The 20,794-nt window shown below is 66.8% G+C and carries 18 protein-coding genes; 15 read left to right on the forward strand and 3 right to left on the reverse strand.

What is annotated here, in order from left to right; genetic code table 11:
* Positions 1-2 precede the first annotated feature (2 nt).
* The 11 genes from efp to J4G12_07040 all read left to right on the forward strand — a co-directional run bounded on the left by efp (position 3) and on the right by J4G12_07040 (position 11,061).
* A complete protein-coding gene (efp, locus tag J4G12_06990; GenBank protein MCE2455554.1) occupies positions 3-569 on the forward strand; it encodes an elongation factor P in 567 nt (188 codons plus the stop codon).
* A 4-nt stretch (positions 570-573) separates the two neighbouring features.
* Entirely contained in the window at positions 574-1,053 is a 480-nt protein-coding gene (gene accB / locus J4G12_06995; protein MCE2455555.1) for an acetyl-CoA carboxylase biotin carboxyl carrier protein, read from the forward strand.
* Between the two features lie 11 nt (positions 1,054-1,064).
* The gene (gene accC, locus J4G12_07000; GenBank protein ID MCE2455556.1) at positions 1,065-2,411 is read left to right on the forward strand and encodes an acetyl-CoA carboxylase biotin carboxylase subunit; all 1,347 of its coding nucleotides are present in this window, start codon (positions 1,065-1,067) and stop codon (positions 2,409-2,411) included.
* A gap of 103 nt (positions 2,412-2,514) precedes the next feature.
* Positions 2,515-4,914: a DNA translocase FtsK gene (locus J4G12_07005; protein MCE2455557.1), complete on the forward strand. Its 2,400-nt coding sequence runs from the start codon at positions 2,515-2,517 to the stop codon at positions 4,912-4,914.
* A 5-nt stretch (positions 4,915-4,919) separates the two neighbouring features.
* Positions 4,920-5,645, forward strand: coding sequence for an outer membrane lipoprotein carrier protein LolA (locus tag J4G12_07010; protein MCE2455558.1), 726 nt, complete (start codon positions 4,920-4,922; stop codon positions 5,643-5,645).
* Positions 5,642-7,210 carry a 30S ribosomal protein S12 methylthiotransferase RimO gene (gene rimO, locus J4G12_07015; GenBank protein ID MCE2455559.1) on the forward strand — a complete coding sequence of 523 codons (1,569 nt, stop codon included), beginning with the start codon at positions 5,642-5,644 and terminating at the stop codon, positions 7,208-7,210. Before J4G12_07010 ends, rimO begins: the two co-directional genes overlap by 4 nt.
* A complete protein-coding gene (locus J4G12_07020) occupies positions 7,207-8,271 on the forward strand; it encodes a Gfo/Idh/MocA family oxidoreductase (GenBank protein MCE2455560.1) in 1,065 nt (354 codons plus the stop codon). The genes rimO and J4G12_07020 overlap by 4 nt, the downstream gene beginning before the upstream one ends.
* 52 nt (positions 8,272-8,323) lie before the next feature.
* Entirely contained in the window at positions 8,324-9,961 is a 1,638-nt protein-coding gene (gene lnt, locus J4G12_07025; GenBank protein MCE2455561.1) for an apolipoprotein N-acyltransferase, read from the forward strand.
* Between the two features lie 39 nt (positions 9,962-10,000).
* Complete coding sequence (locus J4G12_07030; protein ID MCE2455562.1) at positions 10,001-10,300, forward strand: hypothetical protein; 300 nt, start codon at positions 10,001-10,003, stop codon at positions 10,298-10,300.
* Positions 10,301-10,393: 93 nt separating this feature from the next.
* Positions 10,394-10,660 (forward strand): hypothetical protein, encoded by a 267-nt coding sequence (locus J4G12_07035; GenBank protein MCE2455563.1) that lies wholly within the window; start codon positions 10,394-10,396, stop codon positions 10,658-10,660.
* A 233-nt stretch (positions 10,661-10,893) separates the two neighbouring features.
* On the forward strand, positions 10,894-11,061 hold the full coding sequence (locus J4G12_07040; protein ID MCE2455564.1) for a hypothetical protein: 168 nt from the start codon (positions 10,894-10,896) through the stop codon (positions 11,059-11,061).
* 125 nt (positions 11,062-11,186) lie between these two features.
* On the opposite strand, the gene nth is transcribed toward J4G12_07040, so the two are convergent.
* Genes nth through J4G12_07055 form a run of 3 tightly spaced genes read right to left on the reverse strand, consistent with a single transcriptional unit; the run spans position 11,187 to position 14,697 of the window.
* Positions 11,187-11,861 carry an endonuclease III gene (gene nth, locus J4G12_07045; GenBank protein ID MCE2455565.1) on the reverse strand — a complete coding sequence of 225 codons (675 nt, stop codon included), beginning with the start codon at positions 11,859-11,861 and terminating at the stop codon, positions 11,187-11,189.
* Positions 11,816-13,339: a sodium-dependent transporter gene (locus tag J4G12_07050; GenBank protein ID MCE2455566.1), complete on the reverse strand. Its 1,524-nt coding sequence runs from the start codon at positions 13,337-13,339 to the stop codon at positions 11,816-11,818. The genes nth and J4G12_07050 overlap by 46 nt, the downstream gene beginning before the upstream one ends.
* A gap of 20 nt (positions 13,340-13,359) precedes the next feature.
* A complete protein-coding gene (locus J4G12_07055; GenBank protein MCE2455567.1) occupies positions 13,360-14,697 on the reverse strand; it encodes a glycine--tRNA ligase in 1,338 nt (445 codons plus the stop codon).
* A 416-nt stretch (positions 14,698-15,113) separates the two neighbouring features.
* Between J4G12_07055 and J4G12_07060 the strand changes: the two genes are divergently transcribed.
* The 4 genes from J4G12_07060 to J4G12_07075 all read left to right on the forward strand — a co-directional run bounded on the left by J4G12_07060 (position 15,114) and on the right by J4G12_07075 (position 20,790).
* Positions 15,114-15,728: a NifU family protein gene (locus J4G12_07060; protein MCE2455568.1), complete on the forward strand. Its 615-nt coding sequence runs from the start codon at positions 15,114-15,116 to the stop codon at positions 15,726-15,728.
* 76 nt (positions 15,729-15,804) lie between these two features.
* Positions 15,805-16,308 carry an HD domain-containing protein gene (locus J4G12_07065; GenBank protein ID MCE2455569.1) on the forward strand — a complete coding sequence of 168 codons (504 nt, stop codon included), beginning with the start codon at positions 15,805-15,807 and terminating at the stop codon, positions 16,306-16,308.
* Between the two features lie 224 nt (positions 16,309-16,532).
* Positions 16,533-19,766, forward strand: coding sequence for a carbamoyl-phosphate synthase large subunit (carB, locus tag J4G12_07070; protein MCE2455570.1), 3,234 nt, complete (start codon positions 16,533-16,535; stop codon positions 19,764-19,766).
* A gap of 43 nt (positions 19,767-19,809) precedes the next feature.
* A complete protein-coding gene (locus J4G12_07075) occupies positions 19,810-20,790 on the forward strand; it encodes a histone deacetylase (GenBank protein MCE2455571.1) in 981 nt (326 codons plus the stop codon).
* The last annotated feature ends 4 nt before the right edge of the window (positions 20,791-20,794 follow it).

The following is a 20,794-nucleotide window of genomic DNA, read 5'->3' on the forward strand; positions in this document are numbered from 1 at the left end:
AGATGGCCACCACGGCAGACTTCCGCAACGGCATGGTGCTCGAGATCGACGGCGACCTCTGGTCCATCACCTACTTCCAGCACGTCAAGCCCGGCAAGGGCGGCGCCTTCGTGCGTACGCGGCTCAAGAACGTTCTTACCGGCGCGGTCGTCGACCGGACATACCGCGCGGGCGAAAAAGTAACCGATGTCCGGCTGGAGCGGAGGCCGGTGAACTACATGTACGGCGACGGCCAGCTCCATCACTTCATGGATGCCGAAACCTTCGACATGATCCCCATCGCCGGGGAGCTCGTTGGCGAGGATCAGCTCAAGTACCTGAAGGAGAACATGGAGTGCGCCGGACTGACCCACGAGGGCGACGTCATCAGCGTCGAGCTACCCAACTTCGTGGAGCTCGAAGTGACCCGAACCGATCCCGGTTTCAAGGGCGACACCGCCCAGGGCGCGACCAAGCCCGCCACGCTCGAGACCGGGGCCGTGGTCCAGGTGCCCCTCTTCGTGAACGAGGGCGACGTGATCAAGATCGACCGTCGCGAAGACAAGTACCTGTCCCGGGTCGGAGGTTAGCCAAATGAAGGAAAACAAGTTCGATCTGACGTACTTGGAACAGCTCGTCGTCCTGGTAGAGGCCAGCGGCGTACACGAGCTCGAGCTCGAGGTGGGGGAGACCCGGGTCCGAATCGTCAAGCCGCCTTTGCCGCAGGTGGTTCAGGCCGCCCCCGCGGCCATCGCGCCGCCACCCGCACCAGCCGGCGCAGTTGAGGAATCGGCGCCGAAGACCGAGGCCGACCCCGGCTCATCGGGCTCCGAAACCGTCGAGGTTAACGCGCCCATGGTCGGGACCTTCTACCGGGCGCCTTCGCCTAACGCGCCACCCTATACGCGTCGTGGAGAGCGGGTTTCGGTCGGAGACACTCTCTGTATAATCGAGGCGATGAAACTCATGAACGAACTCGAGGCCGAGGTGGCGGGGACCGTCGTGGAGATCTGCCTGGAGAACGGCGCACCTGTCGAGTACGGCCAGGCGCTCTTCCGCATCGATCCCGACTGACCGGACCGAACTTGTTCAACAAGGTCCTGATCGCGAACCGCGGCGAGATCGCGCTGCGCGTGATCCGCGCTTGTCGCGAACTGCGCGTCGAGAGCGTAGCGGTCTATTCGGAGAGCGACCGGGAGTCGCTGCACGTCCGCTTCGCCGACGAGGCGGTGTGCATCGGGCCGGCTCCTGCGGCCGAGAGCTACCTCAACATTCCGATGATCCTGGCGGCCGCCGAGATCACCGGGGCCGACGCCATCCATCCCGGATACGGCTTCCTCGCGGAGAACGCGGATTTCGCCGAGATATGCGCCGAGGCTGAAATCACCTTCATCGGGCCGACGGGCGACCAGATCACGGCGATGGGCGACAAGGCCAACGCCCGCAGGCAGATGGCGAACAGCGGCGTGCCCACGGTGCCCGGGTCGCCGGGGCTCGTGCGTGGAGCCGCCGACGCCCTCGAGGTCGCTCGCGAGATCGGCTTCCCGGTCATGGTGAAGGCGACCGCGGGCGGTGGCGGAAAGGGTATGCGCATCGTCGAAGGCGAAGACGACTTCGAAGCGCAGGTCACCGGCGCGCAGAACGAAGCCCGGGCGGCCTTCGGTCATCCCGGGGTCTACCTGGAGAAGTTCATCGTCGCCCCCCGCCACGTCGAATTCCAGATCTTCGGCGACCGTCACGGCAACGTGACCCATCTCTGGGAGCGGGAGTGCTCGATCCAGCGTCGCCACCAGAAGCTCCTCGAGGAGGCGCCGTCCGTCGCCCTGACTCCGGAGCTCAGGGAAGCGATGGGGGAGGCTGCGGTGCGGTCGGCGCAGGCGATCGACTACGTGGGCGCAGGCACGGTGGAGTTCCTGCTCGACGCTCGCGGCGGCTTCTACTTCATGGAGATGAACACCCGCATCCAGGTGGAACACCCGGTCACCGAAGAGACCACCGGCGTCGATCTGGTAAAGGAGCAAATCCGGGTCGCAGCGGGCGAACCGCTCTCGTTTGGTTCGACACCGCCGCCGATCACGGGACACTCCATCGAGTTCAGGGTGAACGCCGAGGACCCGGAACGCAACTTCGCGCCCTCGCCCGGACGAATCACCACTTTCCACACGCCCGGCGGGCCAGGTGTTCGTCTCGACACGCACGCTTACGCCGACTACTCCGTTCCGCCGTACTACGACTCCCTTCTGGCCAAGGTGATCGTCTCCGGGGCCGACCGGGAGCAGACCATCCGACGCGCCCGCTTCGCGCTCGACGAGTTCGTCATCGAGGGCATCCACACGACGATTCCGTTTCTACGAAGCATCCTCGACGATCCGTCCTTCATCGCGGGAGAGTTCGACACCGGATTCGTGGAGCGTTTCACGGGAGGAGCGTAGCCCGATGGCTCGCCGCAGGAAGGAGCGTAGGGGAGCGGGCCGGGCAGCGACATCGCGCCGGTCGAAGGCCCGATCGTCGAAGGGGGCGCGAACGGCCAAGGATATGAAGCGTCCGAAGAAGGCGAGACGTCCGAAAAAGCAGGTCTCGCGGAGCGGTGACGCCGCAGCCGCGCCCGCCGGGATGGGGACGAGGGTCGTTCTCGTTCTCGGGCTCTCCGGGATCGCGCTGCTCACAACTTTCAGCCTGATTCCCGTCCCCGAGGGCTCGATTCGCTTCCCCGACGGCAACCTGATAGGTCCGTTCGGGGCCTGGTTGCGGCGTGCGCTTGCGGGGGCGGCGGGCGTCTGTGCGCCCTTGGTGCCGGTGACCTTCGCGACCATGACCTGGCTTACCCTATCCCGGGGCAGCGACGGACCGCTTCGCCTGCGGCCGGCCCGCTGGCTGGCGCTCGAACTGGGACTGTTGGCTCTGGCGCCGACCGCTGCGCACCTGATCCGGGCGGGGTCCGGCGGCCGGCTGGGCGAGTTCGTCGGGGCGCCCCTGGTCGGGACGCTCGGCTGGCTGGGCGGAAGCGTGATCACGCTCGTCGGGGTCTCGGCCCTCTCGCAGATCGCGCTCGGCTGGAACCCCGTTTCCGCCGGCGTGCCCCGCCTCGCCCGAGCGGTGGCGTGGCTTGCCGTCCGAAGCTGGCGCACGGCACGGGGTGCGGTCGAAGCGCGGAAGAAGAGGCGGCTTGCCGCAGGACCGGACGAGAGTCGCGGAGGGCGTGACCGGATGGACGAGGCCTCGTCCGACGGGATTGTGGACGGTCGGGACGACCGCGGTGGCGAGTCTCCCGCCGGAACGGAGAAGGGAGAGGCCGCCGGAGCCGACGCTTCTTCCGGCACCGAAGAGATCGAACCCGCCGGCAGCGGGCCGTCCGGAGCAGGCGGCGACCGCCTCCCGGCCCGCCCGGTCACCGCCCCCGATCCGGCCGATTCGCTCACCCCGAGCATCGACCTGCTTCCCGAACCTCTTTCGCGTCCAGGCGATTCCGAGGAAGTTCTCGACGGCAGGGAGGCGAAGCTCGTCAACACCCTCAAGACCTTCAAGGTCGAGTGCCGGCCGGGCAGGCGCGAGACCGGACCCGCCGTCACCCAGTTCAGGATCATCCCCAACCGGGGCGTGAAGGTGGCCCGCATAGTCAACCTGGCGCCCGACCTCGCGCTTGCGGTCAAGGCGGAGAGCCTGCGCATCGTCGCGCCGATCCCGGGAGAGGGTGCGGTGGGCATCGAGGTGCCGAACTCCCGGCGCGCCATCGTAGGCATTCGGGAGATCATCGGGGACGATTCCTTCCGGTACGCGAGGAGCACTCTGCCTATGGCCTTCGGCAAGGACATCCGAGGACGTCCTTACGTGACCGGACTGGAGCGCATGCCCCACCTCCTCATCGCCGGCCAGACCGGTTCGGGCAAGTCGGTGTGTCTGAACACCATCGTCACCTCGCTCGTCTTCCGGCACTCCGCCGACAGCCTGCGCCTGCTGATGATTGACCCCAAGATGGTCGAGCTCTCGATCTACGGCCGTCTCCCTCATCTCCGCCATCCGGTGGTCACCGACCCGCGCGACGCGGCTGCGGTGTTGGAGTGGGCGGTCATCGAGATGGAGCGTCGCTATGCGCTGCTGCGGGCGAACTCGGTGCGTTCGATCGGCGAATTCAACGCCAGGGTCGAGGAAGGGGCCGAACTGGTGGACGAGGGTCCGGTCGCAGGGACCGCCGGGGAGGATGCCACTTACGAGGGAGGTGCGCTGCCCTACATAGTCCTCGTGGTAGACGAACTGGCCGATCTGATGATGACGGTCCAGTCGGACGTGGAGAAGCCGCTCACCCAGCTCGCCCAGAAGGCCCGGGCCATCGGTATCCACCTCATCGTCGCCACCCAGCGTCCTTCCGTCAATGTCATCACCGGTCTCATAAAGGCGAACTTTCCCACCCGGCTGGCGTTCCGCGTCGCCTCCAAGACCGACTCGCGCACGATCCTCGACATGAACGGCGCCGAAGCCCTGCTCGGCAACGGCGACATGCTCTTCCTGCCGCCGGGCGAAGGCGAGCCCGTGCGAATTCAGGGTGCCTTCATCTCCACCTCGGACACCGAACGACTGATGGCGTGGTACGCCGAGATGGCCGCGAGCGGCGTTGAGGGGTATAGGACGCCTGAACGGGAGAACGACATTCTGGCGGAGGTGCGCGCCAAGGCCGAGGAGGAGGCCGGCCGTTCCGAAACCGAGTCCGCTGCCGACCGCGACCCGATCTTCGGAGAGGCGGCGATGGTTTGCGTATCCAACGGCAGCGCCTCGACATCGCTTCTTCAGCGGAAGCTCAAGGTGGGATACGGCCGGGCGGCGCGCGTCATCGACCAGTTGCACGATGCCGGGATCATCGGTCCGGCGGACGGTGCGCGCGGGCGAGAGGTGCTCGTGAGCCTGGACCGACTCGATGCGATCATAAGGGGAGAAGAGTGAAGGAGATGCTAACGGAAGGAGCTCGCGCTTCGCCCAGGACGCCCTGGGGTCCCGCAACTGGGGGTGGTCCCGCAACTCGCTGCGGGCTGGCGTGGGCCGTCGTCGCTTCGGTCATCGCGGTTTCCGGCACGAGCGCGCAAACACCCACCGGGATCGAGGTTCTCGAGCTGGCGGCTTCTCGTCACGAACGGATCGATGCGCTCTGCGCCGATTTCGAGCAGCGCCTCGACATCGCGCTTCTGGGCGAAGAGCATGCAGGGAAGGGCCGCCTCTGCCACCGACGCCCGTCCTACTTCGGCATGCGTTTCACCGAACCCGCAGGCGACCTCGTGATCGCCGACGGCACCTGGGTCTGGCTCTACAATCCCAGCATGGAGGAGGGGCAGGCCATAAGGTACCCGGCCGCGAGCTCGGGCGGCTCGCACAACATCTTCCACGACTTCCTCGACGATCCCGCGGCACGCTACACCGCCAGCTACCTCGGTGAAGAGGAGTTCGAAGGAGCGGGAGCGGCCCACCGGGTCAGGGTGAAGCCTCGGGAGACGGCCGGATTCGCGGCGGCCGAGCTCTGGATCGACCTCGACGAGCACATCCTCCGCAAGATCAGGGTCGAAGACGAGAACGGAACCGTGAGGGTCGTTACACTGTCCGCCATCGATCTGGCCCCTGCGCTCGCCCCCGCCTGGTTCGAGTTCGTTCCCCCGCCCGGCACGACGGTCATAACGCGATGAGCGTCGCCGACCGGACTCTCACCGCGCCCGCAAGCTCGCGCGAGCTTCCCGTCTTCCCCCTCACAGGGGCGACCGGACACTCGACCACCCCGCTCGCCGTGGCGCGGGCCGGAAGGTCCCTGGGACCGGTGGCGGGCCCGCGGGTCTCGGTGGTCACTCTGGGGTGCGACAAGAACACCGTCGACTCGGAGCGGATCGCCGGAGCCCTCGTGGCGGCCGGGGCCCGACTGCTCCCGGATCCGGACGGCGCCGAGGTGGTGGTCGTGAACACCTGCGGCTTCATCGACGCTGCGAAGGAAGAGTCGATCGAGGCCATTCTACAGGCTGCCGAGATGAAGGCCCGGGGCGATCTGAAGGCGCTGGCGGTGGTCGGTTGTCTCGTGGAACGCTACCGCGCCGAACTCGAACGCGAGCTTCCGGAGGTCGATCTCCTGCTCGGACTCAGCCAAGCGGGAAGCCTGATCCCCTCGCTCCGCGATCTGGGACTGCTGGAGGAGCCGACGGTGCCGCTCATGGAGCGACCCTTGCGCGTGGTGATGAGCGACACGCTTCACACCTCCTTTCTGAAGGTGAGCGAAGGCTGCGACCACACCTGCGCCTTCTGCGCCATTCCCCTCATGCGCGGCCTGCACCGGTCGCATCCCCTGGACGAGCTTGTTCACGAAGCGCGCCAACTGGGCGAGGCCGGCGTCCGCGAACTCAACGTCGTCTCTCAGGACACCACATGGTACGGACGGGATCTCCGGCGCAGGGACCGCGGCGCCCCGCTGCTTCCCGAACTTCTTGCGGCTCTCCTGGCCGAGACCGACGTGGAGTGGTACCGACTCTTCTACATGTATCCGTCGGGCATCACGCGCTCACTCGCCGAGCTCATGGCCGACGAGTCCCGCATCGTCGACTACCTCGACATGCCCATCCAGCACGGCAGCGACCGCATCCTCCGGCTCATGCGCCGTCCGGAGCGTCGCCGGACCATCAGGGAGCGGGTGAGCTGGCTAAGGGACGCGGTTCCGGGCATCACGCTGCGCTCGACCGTTATCGTGGGCTTCCCGGGTGAGACCGACCGCGACTTCCGCGAGCTCTGCGACCTGCTCGAGGAGCTGAAGCTCGACCGGACGGGCATCTTCCCCTACTCCCCCGAGCAGGGCACACGTGCGCGAGCGATGCCGGATCGTCCGGGAACCGGGATCGTACGGCGGCGCATGGAGGAGCTGAACGAACTCGTGAGCGGGATCGAGGCCGAAGCTGCGGAAGAGCGGGTGGGCACCGTCGCTCTCGCCCTGGTCGACGGTGTTGAAAGCGATTCGATCACGGCGCGTACCGAATCGCAAGCGGTGGATGTGGACGGGGTGACGCACGTGCGCCCTGAAGGAAGTCGGCCCCCGGTCGGCCCCGTGAAGGGCGATTCGTCGAAGGGAGCCGCGGTCGGCGTCCGCCCGGGCGATTTCGTGGAGGTTCTGATCGAAGATGCGTTCGACGGCGACATGACTGCGCAGCTCGTGGCCGCACCGGTGTCGGGACGCCGCGTCTCGGGCCGAAGAGCGCCGGGCGAGGAGCTGCGATGACCCCGAAAATGCGGACTGCAGAAGGGGCGACTGCGGACTCGTCCCGCGTGCGTGTCGGCGTGATCGGCACCGGTGCGATCACCCAGGTCGCCCACCTGCCCATTCTCGCCGAGCGCCCCGACGTGGAGCTCATGGCCCTCGCGGACGTGGACCAGCGCAAGGCGGAGATGCTTTCGCGACGTTTCGAGGTCCCGCTCGTCATGGATTCAGACGAGATCGTCGACTTCGATCTCGACGCCGTCGTCGTGGCGACCCCGAACGCGACGCACGAACCCATCGCGATGGCGGCCCTGGAGCGAGGCAAGCACGTCTTCGTCGAGCGTCCCATCGCCATCAGCTCGGAAGGAGCCATGCGCATGCTGCGGACGGCGGAGAAGGCCGGTCGCTCGCTTACCGTGGGAATGCCCCACCGCTACCGGGCGGAGGCGGTCGCGATCCGGGAACTCGTCGCGGCGGGAGAACTGGGCGAGCTACGCTCCGTGCGAGGTTCGCGCCTCATGCGGAGCAGCCCGCAGGCGCCCACCTGGCGGCAGAGCCGTGATCTGGCGGGCGGCGGCGCGCTGGTCGACCTGGGGGTGACCGTGATCGACCTGATCCTATGGCTCTCAGGCTACCCCGAGGTGGCTCGCGTGTCGTGCGTGCTGTCTCGGGAGGGGGGCGACGTGGAGGAAACCGCTTCGCTGATGTTTGTCGCGAGGGACGGTCCCGCCTTCACCGTGGAGGTCGGGAACAACTTCCGAGGCACGTACGACAGTTGGTTCACCGGTGCCATCGGCACCAAGGGTTCGGTGAACTATCCGCCACTCACCGTCTCCAAGGAGGTGGGCGGCCGACCGACCGACGTCACGCCCCGGCTTCCCCGACCCAGCGGCGGCGAGGACGCTTATACCAACGCCTACCGCCGCCAGATCGACGAGTTCGTCTGGACGGTGAAGAGCTGGGGCGGCGAGGACGCGCCCGAGTACCGCCTCCCGATGTGCCAGGTGGAGCTCATGAAGCTGGTCGAGGCCGCCTATCGTTCGGCGGCGGAGGGAAGGGAAGTGGTTCTGGCAGGGTCGTAGGTCGCGGCCCCGATCCGTGAAGGCGCTGCTCTGGCCCCGGCGAGGGGAGAGAATGCTTCCCGCCCTCTCGGCGGTCGTCCTGGCGCTCTCCTATCCACCGCTGCATATGTACGTCCCGCCCTTCGTGGGTCTCATACCCCTGGCGGTGTGGATCTGCTCGCTTCCGGGAGACGCCGACGGCAGACGAAGAGCGGTGCGCGGATCCATCCTTTTCGGGGCCATCTACTTCGGACTCGTCTTCTACTGGATCATGGTCGCCCTGATCTGGTTCACCTGGCTGGCGGTGCCGGCCTTTCTAGGCAGCCTGGCGATGCTGACCGGGCTCGCCGCGCTCGTGGGATGGGGGTTCCACCGAGCGGTTCACCGGGTCGGTGCGCCGATCTGGATCGCCCTGCCCGTGCTCTGGACCGGAGGCGAGTGGTTCAGAGCCCACTGGCCCGACACGCTCGCCTTTCCCTGGCTCGGACTCGGCACTTCGCTTACCGGAACGCCCGAGCTGGTGGGGATCGCCGAATTGGTGGGCGCGCGCGGCGTGACCCTCTGGCTCGCCGCCGTGAACGGACTGGGAGCGGCGGCGATCCTGGCTCACCGAAAAGGAGATCGCTGGGTCGGTCAGGCCGGGGCCGCTCTCGCACTCTGCGTCCTCCCGATGGCCTGGGGCGTGTGGCGGGCCGATAGCCTGGAGACGAGGCCCGCCGCCCGGGTGGCCGTGATCCAGCCCAACATACCCGAGGACATCAAGCTCGACGCCTCGGTCGCCCTCGATTCGACCTTCGCCTCGCTCGACCGACTCATGGCGCAGCTCGCGAGCGAGGTGGGCGGGGGCGATGCACCTGGAGACGGGGCTCCGGGCAGTACGAGCCCAGGCGGCCTCGATCTGGTGGTTCTCCCCGAGGTCGTTCTGCCCGGGGTATTTCCCGCGCACGAGACCGCCGAGCTGGCCGTGGAGAGACTTCGCGGTTACGCCGCGGCCGCAGGAGCGCCGATAGTCTTCGGCGGGCTGGGTTTCGAGTACGACGAGGACGGAGGTTTCACCCCTTTCAATTCGGCCTTTCTGGTGGCGCAGGACGGACTCCGGGACTACCGCTACGACAAGCGCCACCTCGTTCCCGTGGTCGAGAGGGTACCGTTCCTCCCCGCCGACGCTCTCGGCTCGCTTGAGTACTTCGGCGCCTACGGCGTCGGGAGAGGATGGCCCATGGTGGAGGTCGGGGACGCGGCCTACGCTCCCCTCATTTGCTACGAATCCTCTTATCCGGAGGCGGCGCGCGCGTTCAGACAGCGGGGCGCCGACATCCTCCTGAACCTCACCAACGACGCCTGGTACGGCAGGGAGGAGCTCTGGGCCCGGACCACGGCTCTCTGGCAGCACCCCGCCCACATGGTGATGCGCGCCATCGAGAACCGGATGGGCGTGGCGAGGGCGGCGAACACCGGCATATCGCTCTTCGTCGATCCGGTGGGACGGGTGAGCGACCCGATCGAGCTCTTCACCGACGGATACAGGGTGCATGCGGTCGAGACCACCGACGTGCTCACCGTCTATGCCCGTTTCGGGGATGTGGCCGGGGGCGCGGCGGCAGCCGTCTCGCTCCTGCTTATGGTGGCTTCCTTCGCCGGGGACCGGTATAGGTACGACACGTCCGACACGACGGCCCTTGCCGCCCCGAAGGAAACATCGAATGTTTGAACCAAGAGGTTGTCGACCTCACGAGCAGCAACCGTTCGCATGGAGAGCGTTCACATGGGTTACCTGAAGCGGAAGTTCAGCGGTGTACCGCCTTACCGTATGGCGAGGTGGGTGGCCGTGTTTCTCGCGATAACTCTCCTTTACAGGGGTGCGTCCGTCGCAGTGTCCCCGCACGGCGACAGCCGTTCGCTTGAGCTTCTGGAGTGGCTGACTCAGGACGCGGCCAGAATTCTCGTGGCAATAGCGCTGCTGGTTCTGTGGCGCTGGCCGAGGCAGTGGCCGAGTCATGCATCCAACGCCAGGGTATCGGATCTTTCAGGGTCCGAGCCGGAGGGCTGAACAGATGACTGGTCCGATCAACCCAAGCGTCGAATGTTGGAACCAAGAGGTTGTAGCCTATCGTTTCCGACCTCACGAGCAGCAACCGTTCGCATGGAGAGCGTTCACATGGGTTACCGTGCACTGGCGAAGTGGATGATCGCGTTGACTGCGATAGCTGTCGTCATTGGGGGTGCGGGTATCGTGGTTTACCCGAACGGGGAGAGCCGTGCGCTCCAGCTCTTGGAGTGGTTGGCCAAGGACGTGACCAAGGGTGTCGTGGTGATAATGTTGCTGGTTTTGATGCCCCGGGTGCGGCTGGCGTCAAAAGCCGAGGTATCGGATCTTTCAGGGTCCGAGCCGGGAGAGCCGAACAGATGATTAGTGGGAGCACCCCAGACGTGGTCCGCTGGCAGGTATTCGTGGTCTAGACGGACGGCAGTCTCGTGGCCGACTTCGGAGGATCGGGAAGAGGTCCCGGCGAATTCGGGTCAGCTCGAGAGGGCCGTCCAGGCCTCATGGGGAGAGACGGGCGAAACCGGTGTGACCGTCGAACATCGGCGGTTCGCCCAGAGCGGTGCCGGCTCTCTTCTTTCCGTGGTCGGACGGGTCGCGTGTACGACGTAATCACGTCCGACGGCAGGTACGTGGGCACCTTTCCGGCCGGCGCTACCGCGATGCCGGCGGCGTTCGGCCCCGACGGTCTAGCGGCCTTCGTGGAGATCGACGACCTCGACACGCCTACCGTGATCGTGAAGCGCGTGGCGCCGGAGGTCAGGTGAAGCGGTTCGGTCCGATGCTGGCGCCTACGGTCTCCGCACGTCCAACTCGTCGGACGGATCCGGCCGCCGGCCACCGGCTGCTGGAGGTGGGCTCGGTGAAGAACTCGGCGGTTCGCATCACCGGACTAACCCACCTCCGCCGACGGACACTCGTCGGCGAGCGTGCACTCGGAGCAGCGCGGACGTCTCGCCACACAGACCCGCCGGCCGTGCCAGATGAGGAGATGCGCCAGCATGGTCCAGGCCCCCCGGGGGAAGAGGGCCATGAGATCGCGCTCGATCTTGACCGGATCGGTCTCCTCGGTGAACCCCAGCAGCCGGGAGAGCCGTTTGACGTGCGTGTCCACAACCACGCCTTCATCGATCCCGAAGGCGTTCCCGAGGACCACGTTGGCGGTCTTGCGTCCCACCCCGGGCAACCGGACCAGTTCGGCCATGGCCCGGGGCACCGAGCCGGAGTGCTTCTCGACGAGACCGCGAGCGAAACCGACGATGTGCTTCGCCTTGTTCCGATAAAATCCGGTAGTGCGCACCAGGTCCTCCACCTCGGCGGGATCGGCCTCGGCTAGAGCCTCCGCAGTCGGGAAACGGCTGAAGAGCGCGGGGGTGGCCTCGTTGACGCGCACGTCCGTGGTCCGAGCGGATAGGATAGTCGCCACCGCCAACTGAAAGGGGTTCTCGAAGTCGAGCTCGCAATGAGCGTCGGGGTACTCGCGTTCCAGAAGCGAGTAGACGCGCTCGGCGCGCTCCGCGCTCACTCGGACCCGCCCTCCTGCTGCGCCACCCGATTGGCCATCCACCGGTTCGCAAGCAACAGAACCGCGGCCACGACGGCGAATTGGATGAGCACCGTTCCGATGTTGAAGCTCGAGAAGAGCGTCAAGGTATTGCTCCAGACGATCTCACCGGTCTCGGGATCGCGGGAAAGGGCGCTCCACAGCCACCAGCAGGTCAGCACCACGGCTTCGACCGCCACCAGACGCATCGCCCAGTCCCACCAGCGTCCGATGCGCAGATCGGAATGCTCGTGGTTGATGAAGCGCTCGCGCCACTTGGTCACCCCGTAGCGGAGGACGACGAAGGCGAAGAAGAACCCGCTGATCATCAAGGCCACGCCCCAGACCCAGTCCTGGTTCTGGAAGAAGGGCAGCCCGGTGGTGATGTCGAGCCCCAGCGGGCGGAAGACCGGGCCGAGATCGACCGCGCTCGGTACGCCGAAGAGAATGCCCGCCCCCGCCACCAGGGTCAGTGCCCGCTTTCGGGACAGGCCGAGGTCCTGGAGGATGCGGACCGAGAGCTCCACCATCGCCACCAGGCTCGTCCACGCGGCGAAAAGGAGCGCGAGGAAGAAGAGCGCCTGGAAGAAGCGACCCGCCGGCATCTGCGCGAAGAGCTGCGGAACCCAGATGAAGGTGAGCCCTTCGTTGCCCGCGCCGGTGATCTCCGCCGCCGCGCCGGGCATGATCGAAAAGATCGTGCATAGCACCATGATCCCGGCGAGGAGGGACATCGAGTTGTTGCCGAAACCGATGACGAACGCGTTGAGCGAGGTGTCCTCGCGCGAGCGCATGTAAATGGCGTAGGTGAGCACAAGCCCCCAGCCGGCCCCGGTATCCCAGGCGTTCTGCGTTAGCGCCTCGAGCCAGATGCGGTAGTCGCCGAGCTCCGACCAGTCGGGAGTGAACAGGAACGCCAATCCCTCGCTGGCGCCGGGAAGAGTGACCGCGCGTATCGCAAGCACGACGACGAGAAGGACGAGCGACGGGATCAGGAACTTGGCAGCCGTCTCGATCCCCTTCACCCCCTTCGCCACGACGAAGACGGCCATCGATATGGCGGCCAGATGGGTGAGCAGCGCTTCCGGTGTCGAGTGGAAGCCCTCCCAGAACGCCTCGGGCGTCTCGCCCGGGACCTGACCCGCGACCGTGCCGATGAAGAAGCGCAGCGTCCATCCCATCACCACCGAATAGTAGAAGAGAATGGCGGTGGCGACGAAGGCCACCCAGGCTCCCATCCACGCGAACTTGGGGCCGATGGTGGCCACGATCGCGCCGATCGCGCCCTTGCGGGTGCTCTTGCCCATCCCGAATTCGAGGATCAGCAGCGGAATCGACCACGCGAGCAGGAAGACCACCCAGGCCACCAGGAAGCTGCCTCCGCCGTTGCTCGCGGCGATTCGTGGGAAGCGCCATATGTTGCCGGTACCCACGGCCATGCCCAGCATGGCGAGCAGCATGCCCCAGCGGGAGGTGAAGACTGCCGATCGAGTTGCGCTCATTGGTTTTCCTGTCGTTTCGGTCAAACGGTCGCCGGATCGCCGGCGAGTCGGTCTCGTATCCGCTCGACGAGCCGGTCGGCGCCGATCCGCACCTGCTCGAGCGAATCGCGGTCGCGAACCGTCACCGTACCGTCCTCCATGCTCCGACCGTCTACGGTGACGCACCATGGCGTGCCGATCTCGTCCTGACGACGGTAGCGCCTTCCTATGGCCCCGGCCTGATCGTAGAACGCCGGAATCGCCGCGTCGCGAAGCGAGTCGGTGATGGCGTGCGCCATCTCGGGCATGCCCTGTTTCTTGACGAGCGGGAAGACCGCGACCTTCACCGGGGCCAGCTTGGGATCGAAGCCGAGCACGACCCGTCTGTCTCCGTCGATCTCCTCATCGCGATAGGCGTCGGCGAGGACGACGAGCGCGGTCCGGTCGACGCCCATGGAGGTCTCGATCACGTAGGGGATGAAACGCTGGTTGGTACCCGGCTCGATATAGGTGAGTCTCTTGCCGGAGTACTCCTCGTGGCGGGCGAGGTCGAAGTCGGTCCGGTTGTGGATGCCTTCGAACTCCTTCCAGCCGAACGGGAATTCGTACTCGATGTCGAAGGCCTTCTTGGCGTAGTGCGCGAGCTCCTCCGGGCCGTGCTCGTGAAATCGCAACCGCTCGGGAGAGACGCCGAGCGACCGGTGCCACGCCATGCGCTCGTGCATCCAGCGCTCGAAAAACTCCTCGTCGTCCCCCGGCTTCACGAAAAACTGCATCTCGGCCTGCTCGAACTCGCGGGTACGGAAGATGAAGTTGCCGGGTGTGATCTCGTTGCGGAAGGCCTTGCCGATCTGCGCCACGCCGAAGGGGACGCGCTGGCGAGCGGTGCCCTGCACGTTGATGAAGTTGACGAAGATGCCCTGCGCGGTCTCGGGACGCAGGAAGGCCCGTGTGCTCGAATCCTCCGCAGGCCCCATGAAGGTCTTGAACATGAGATTGAACATCCGCGGCTCGGTGAAGGCGTCGCGGGTGCCGCACACCGGGCACCGACCCGACTCGATATCCGGCAGGTCGGCCCGAAAGCGCCTGTGGCAGGAGCCGCACTCCGTGAGCGGGTCGGTGAAGCCCTCCACATGCCCCGACGCCTCCCAGACCCGGGGATTCATTATGATGGCGGAGTCGAGCCCCTCCACGTCGCTCCGGGTGTGGACCATCTCCCTCCACCACAGGTCCTTGATGTTCTTCTTCAGCTCGACTCCCAGGGGACCGTAGTCCCACACCGAACCGGCGCCGCCGTAGATCTCGGACGACTGGAAGACGAACCCCTTCCTCTTGGCGAGAGAGACCAGGCGGTCCATAAGGTCGGCGGGGGAGGGCATTGGCTAGGGAGCGGTCGAAGGGGGGAGGCGGGATTCGGCCGACGGAGTCGACGGTGGGCAGGTCGGCCGGCCGCGGTCCGGCGACGCGGCGCGAGGCCCCGGTCCTGCGGGACCGGCCCCGCAGGAGGGCGGTCTGTCGGGCGCAAAGTTACTTGCGGGCGGGCTTGGAATCAACGTGACCGCTCGTTGCCCGTGCGCGGTTCGACCTGGCCGGTCGCGCGATCGCACAGATCCTCCCCTGCAGACGATCCCCTCCGAGCTCAAGACGATCAGCATGTTCCGACCTGCGACGCCCCGTCCGTCCGGTCACCCCGACAGCCCTCCCGCACGCGCCTTCTAACCCTTATAATTCCACCTGTGCGCCTCGCTCTGCCCGTCCGTTCCGCTCACATGTCCAACAGGCTTCCCCCGCGCCCATGATTGAATTCACGCCCCGAGCCCGCGACGCCGTGCTCTCCTACCTCGGAGACGATGGAGCGGAAACCGACGCGCTCCGCGTCCGCGTCCGTCAAGGCGCCGTCGGAACTCCCCTCGGCTTCGAACTGGCCCTGGTGCCTCTCGCGGAGAGAGGCGCGGACGAGCGCGAATTCGGGGCGGACGGCTTCTCGGTCCTGGTCAGGGAGGACGACATGGCGCATGTGGAAGGGGCCCAGGTGGATTTCGTCGAACGGGTGAACGAGAGCGCCTTCGAAGTCATCCCGGCTTCGCGACGCGGCGTCCGTCCCGGCCAGAACGGCGACGCCGCCCGGGAGCGCAACGGCCCGCCCACCGGCAGGATCGCCGACCGGGTGCGGGAGGTGCTCGACAGCAACGTCAACCCCGCTATCGCGGCGCACGGCGGCATGATCTCGCTGGTGGACGTCGACGGAGCCGAGATTTACGTGGAGATGAGCGGAGGCTGCCAAGGCTGCGCCCTGTCGCGCATGACCCTGCGGCAGGGGGTAGAACGCATGCTCCGCGAGGCCGTCCCCGAACTCGACGCGGTCCACGACATCACCGATCACGCGTCGGGGGAGAACCCCTATCTCTAGCCAGGGCTCGCTCGATCGGGCCCAGGCACTCGCTCTGCTCGAGGAGTGGGTAAGCAACGAAGGCCTGCGCAAGCACATGTACGCGGTCGAGGCCGCGATGCGCCGCTACGCGAAACTCAAGGGGGAGGACGAGGAGCTCTGGGGAATCGCTGGTCTGCTTCACGACCTGGACTGGGAGAGGCATCCCGACGAGCACCCGCACCGGGGAGTCGAGCACATGCGGGCTGTCGGCTATCCTGAAGAGCTGCTCCGAGCCGTCCTCGCCCACACCTGGCCGGACCGAACCGACGTCGAACCGACATCCGCGCTCGACCGCCACCTGGTCGCCTGCGACGAACTAAGCGGCCTGATCTTCGCCTGCTGCCTCGTCCGCCCCAACGGGATCGACGACCTCAAGCCCAAGTCGGTCGTAAAGAAGCTGAAGGACAAGGCTTTCGCCGCAGGAGTCGACCGCCGAGAAGTGGCGCGCGGCATCTCGCTGATCGGACTGGAGCGGAAGGAGCACATCCAGAACGTCATCGACGGAATGCGCGAGGCCGGGGAACTTCTGGGCGTCCGGGGCGTTGACCGCCGCAGTTAGCTGGCCTACCGGAAAAGACGGAGATTGCCCGTGAGCATTGTCACCTGGATCATGATGGCGCTGATAACGGCGTTCGTGTGGGGCGGCTTCGCCCTGATTCTCTCACGAGCCGTCCGCGCGGAGTCGAACAAGCGGGTCGGATGAGACCTCGCAGCCCGTGGCGGCCCGAGGACGAGCTCATCCCGGGTCGAGCGGCCCGCCCGGCCTCGTACGGGGAACGCTAGGTGCCGAGACGCGACGACCTGGAATCGATTCTGCTGATCGGCTCGGGTCCCATAATCATCGGTCAGGCGTGCGAGTTCGACTACTCCGGTACGCAGGCGGTCAGGGCCCTCAAGGAGGAGGGCTACCGGGTCGTGCTGGTCAACTCGAATCCGGCCACGATCATGACCGACCCGGATCTGGCCGACCGCACCTATATCGAGCCCATCACCGCGGAGTGGGTCGAGCGCGTGATCGAGCGCGAGCGTCCCGACGCCATCCTCCCCACCATGGGCGGCCAGACCGCCCTCAACGTCGCCATGGAGCTCGACCGCGCGGGCACGCTCGACGACCATGGCGTCGAGCTCATCGGCGCCGACGCCCGTTCGATCGAGATGGCCGAGGACCGCGAACACTTCTCGGCGGCCATGCGTCGCATAGGGCTCGAGCTCCCTCACGGCGGCTTCGCCCGGCACCTCGACGAAGCCCTCGCCATCGTCGAGGACGCCGGCTATCCCGCCATCATCCGGCCCTCCTTCACCCTCGGCGGCACCGGTGGCGGCATCGCCTACAATCTGGAGGAGTTCCGGCAACTGGCGCAGCGCGGCCTCGACGCCTCGCCCATCACCGAGATCCTCGTGGACCGCTCGGTGATCGGCTGGAAGGAGTACGAGTTCGAGGTGGTCCGCGACGGAGCCGACAACGTCGTGATCGTCTGCTCTATCGAGAACTTCGATCCCATGGGAGTCCACACCGGTGATTCCATAACGGTGGCCCCGGCGCAGACTCTGAGCGATCGCGAGTTCCAGCGCATGCGGGACGCCTCGATCGCCTGCATCCGCGAAATCGGCGTGGCCGCGGGCGGCTGCAACATCCAATTCGCCGTGAACCCTGAAGACGGCGAGATGCTGGTGGTCGAAATGAACCCGAGGGTCTCGCGCTCCTCCGCGCTGGCTTCGAAGGCCACGGGGTTCCCGATCGCGCGCGTGGGAGCCAAGCTCGCCGTCGGCTACCATCTCCACGAGCTCCCCAACGACATCACCCGTACCACTCCGGCCTCGTTCGAGCCGGTCCTCGACTACTGCGTGGTGAAGATCCCGCGCTTCGCCTTCGAGAAGTTCCCCGAGGTGAACGACACCCTGGGCGTGCAAATGCAGTCTGTGGGCGAGACCATGGCGATCGGCAGGAACTTCCGCGCGGCCTGGCAGAAGGGTTTTCGCGGACTCGAAACCGGACGCGCAGGATGGACGACGGGCGCAAGCGCGGACGACGACGGCCTGATCGCCACCGACTCGGAGAGCCTCCTCCGCGAGATGGCCAGGCCTTCGCCCGAACGCCCCTTCATCATCCGCCGGGCCCTGGAGGCGGGCATATCGCTCGAGCGGATCCGCAGGGCGACGCGCATCGATCCGTGGTTCCTCGATCAGCTCTCCATCATCCTGGAGCTCGAGCGCGAGTATCGGGACACCGAGGAAGCGGACGACAATCTCCTCCGCCGGATGAAGCGAGAGGGCTTTTCGGACAGCCAGCTCGCCCGTTTGCGGGGCGAAACCGAGGCCGACGTGCGCGAACGGCGGTGGTCGGCGGGGATCACCGCCCGCTTCAACGTGGTCGACACCTGCGCGGGCGAGTTTCCCGCCGCTACTCCCTACTACTACTCGTCCTACGAGACTGAGAACGAGAGCGTCAGGAGCGGAAAGGAGAGCGTCGTCATTCTTGGAAGCGGTCCGAACCGCATCGGCCAGGGGATCGAGTTCGACTACTGCTGCGTGCAGGCGGTGCTAGCCCTGCGCGAAGCCGGTTACGAGACCATCATGATCAACTCGAACCCGGAGACGGTCTCCACCGACTTCGACGTCAGCGACAAGCTCTACTTCGAGCCGCTGACCCTGGAGGACGTGCTCGAGGTGGTGAGGCTGGAGCGCCCCAAGGGCGTGATCGTGCAGCTCGGCGGTCAGACGCCCCTCAAGCTGGCGCGCGCTCTCGATGAACTCGGGGCTCCCGTGCTGGGCACCTCGGTCGACGCGATCGACAGGGCCGAGGATCGCGATCGCTTCGCCGACGCCTGCCGGAAGATCGGCGCGCGCATGCCTCCGAACGGCATTGCCAGGAGCGAGGAGGAGGCGCTGGCCGCGGCCCGCGAGATCGGCTTTCCCGTACTGGTCAGACCCAGCTACGTGCTGGGGGGCAGGGCCATGCGCATCGTCTACGACGAGGAGGCCCTTGCCCGCTATTTCGCGGAGGCGGCTCGGGCTTCGGAATCCCATCCCGTGCTCGTGGACTCGTTCCTGGAGGACGCCTTCGAGGCCGACGTGGACGCGCTCTGCGACGGCGAGGAAGCGTTGATCGGCGGGATCATGCAGCATATCGAGGACGCCGGCGTGCACTCCGGAGACTCTGCCTGCGTGCTTCCCCCGTACCTGCTGCCCCGCTCGATTCTCGACGAGATTTCGGAGCTCACGAAACGTTTCGCCCTCGAGCTCGGCGTGGTCGGGCTCATCAACGTCCAGTACGCGATCAAGGACGGGCTCATCTACGTTCTCGAGGTCAACCCGAGGGCGTCTCGCACGGTTCCGTTCGTCGGCAAGGCCACGGGAGCTCCACTGGCCAGGATCGCGGCTCGGCTCATGGCGGGCGAACGGCTCGCCGACATGGAACTCGATCCCGACCCCCCGCTGACCGGAATCGCGGTCAAGGAGGCCGTCATGCCCTTCGACCGCTTCGACGTGGACATAGTGCTCGGTCCCGAGATGCGTTCGACGGGGGAGGTGATGGGTTTCGACGACACCTTCGGCATGGCCTTCGCCAAGGCCCAGCTCGCTGCGGGCAACGTCCTTCCTGAGAGCGGCAGGGTCATCTTCACCGTGAACGACGGCGACAAGGAGACCATCACGCCCATCGTCAGACGGTTGCAGGACCTGGGCTTCGAGATCGCGGCCACCAAGGGAACCCGCGATCACCTGCGCAGGCTGGGTATCCCGGCTGCGAGGGCGAACAAGGTGGGCGAGGCGCGGCCCGATATTGTGGACGAGATCGTCTCGGGCGAGGTCGCGCTGCTCGTCAACACGCCGCTGGGCGAGAAATCCCAATTCGACGACTACAAGATGAGACGGTCGGCCATAATGCACCGCGTACCCTACCTCACCACGATGTCCGCACTGTCTGCGGCCTGCGACGCGCTCATCGCCCTCAGAGGCCGCCGCCGCAAGGTCAGGACCGTGCAGGAACGGCTGGCGCGAGTCCCGGCGGGGGTGTGAAGACCGGCCTGCGCGAGGGCCGACGCGTGAGGACCGGCCGGGGATGACGCCGGACAGCGAAACGGCGCCGACCGGATTCTTCCTCCACCCCGAATCGTCCCGCCACGACACGGGCTGGGGGCACCCGGAGCACCAGGGCCGGCTGCCCGCGATCGCGAGCGCTCTCGGTGCGGACCTCCTCCTCCTCCACGACAAGGTGGAACAGCTCGAAGCGGAGGCCGCCGGTCGCGAGGAGCTGGAGCGCGCGCACTCCGCCGAGCACCTTGCGGTGGTCGAAGGCGCCTGCGCTCGGGCCGCAAGGGACGGAAAGCTGGTAGCGCTCGATCCCAGCACCGTGGTGTCGGGAGGGAGCTGGCCGGCGGCGACAGGCTCCGCAGGCGCCGCGCTCGCAGCGGCCCGCGAGGTGGCCGCCGGCAAGCTGGCCAACGCTTTCGTGGCTGCCAGACCGCCCGGTCACCACGCCACCCGCGACCACTCCATGGGATTCTGTCTGGTGAACAACGTGGCCGTGGCCGCGCACGGACTCCAGGCCGAGGGGCTTGCGGAGCGGGTCCTGATAGTCGACTGGGACGTACACCACGGCAACGGAACCCAGGAGATCTTCGAGGCGGACCCCTCGGTTTTCTTTCTCTCGCTCCACCAGTCGCCGCACTACCCGTACACGGGAGACACCGGCCAGACCGGAGTCGGTGCAGGGAAGGGGTTCACGATGAACGTCCCCCTCCCGGCCGGAACGCCCGCGCCGACCTACCGTTCCCGTTTCGAGGAGGCTCTCGACCGTTCTCTCTCTCGTTTCACTCCCGATTTCGTCCTCGTCTCGGCGGGTTTCGACGTCATGGCCGGAGATCCGCTGGGATCGATGACGCTCGAGCCCGCGGACCTCGCCTGGATGACCCGCAAGGTCATGGAAGCTGCGGACCGGGCCTGCGCCGGGCGCGCGGTGGTGACGCTCGAAGGAGGATACGCTCCCAAGCGCACCGCCGAAGGCGTGGTGGCGGTGGTGAGGGCTCTGGCCGGGGCTTAGGCGG

The sequence above is a fragment of the Gemmatimonadota bacterium genome (assembly GCA_021295815.1).
Lineage (GTDB): Bacteria > Gemmatimonadota > Gemmatimonadetes > Longimicrobiales > Gaopeijiaceae > JAGWBQ01.